General features: G+C 35.2%; 1 protein-coding gene. It reads left to right on the top strand.

Features of this window, described 5'->3' with window-relative positions; translation table 11 throughout:
* Positions 1-58: 58 nt before the first annotated feature.
* The coding region (locus ACERCG_RS12160) for a hypothetical protein (protein ID WP_373612303.1) at positions 59-1,069 on the top strand (1,011 nt) is incomplete at its 3' end.

Genomic DNA, 1,069 nt, shown 5'->3' with positions numbered 1-1,069 from the left:
TTATATTTTTGAAAGTATTATATTTACACTCAAATAGAACAAAAAAACATCTAATCGAATGACTTTTACACTAATTGCTAACAATAAGTACACTTATGACATCTACAACCGTGTGGCAACGAGAAGCTTTGACACAAATACGGAAAAAGAGGGTTTTGAGCGTAAGGAAACTTATCATTACAACAATTTAAACCAACTTATCAGAACGGATATTGATAATCTTGGTCAAGGTAATGATATTGATGCTTATATTCTTCGCGATAAAGATTTATATGGACGTGATATGAATGTAAAATCGTATGCTAATAATGTATTAAGTAGTAACATAAGTTACGAATATGATACTTATAATCGCCAAATAAAACGTATTAATCTAGGGGTAAATGAACAAAAGGAACGGATTATTGAGACTAAATACGATGCCTATAATCGTGAGATAGAAATCTTTACTGATACAAATGCCAATGGTTTATTTGATGGTAATGAAGGAAAACTAATATTCCATAGAGATACTGATGCTAATGGTACAATACTAGGTCGTACCGATGTTTATTCAGATGGTCGTTCATATACTGCTAAGTGGTTCTATGATGATTTCGGTCGCCGTATTGCTACTCATCAGGATCTAAACGATAATGGGATTATTGATGGCGAGGAACCAAATTGGAAGATATCATTTATTGGGCAACCAGGTCAATTTGATGAGCTCAATGAATACAGAGGAACAACGTTAACTGCTTCCCGTAAAGTAATTTACGACGATGGTAATGCAGCCCTTGCTTCTTTTAGAAGTGGGGCAGATAAAGTTTATACCTTGTTAAACTACGATGGCTATGACAAACCTCGCAGTTCCAAAGAAGATTTTACTACATCGCATTACGATGAGTTGTTCAATAAATACGGTGGAAACCTTAAAGTTATAAATATGACTAATACCCAGTATTCTACCGACATTACGCTGGATAACAACGTGCTTGCGAAACTCACAAAATCTGAGTTAGTCGTAAACGGTGATGCAACCGACACTATCCGCCTGAAAGACAACACCGAGTTTACCCAACTCGATAAT

This window comes from Mannheimia sp. E30BD (assembly GCF_041807785.1).
Classification (GTDB): domain Bacteria; phylum Pseudomonadota; class Gammaproteobacteria; order Enterobacterales; family Pasteurellaceae; genus Mannheimia.
Note: the sequence above shows the minus strand (reverse complement) of the source record. Positions and strands in the feature narration are given on the sequence as shown.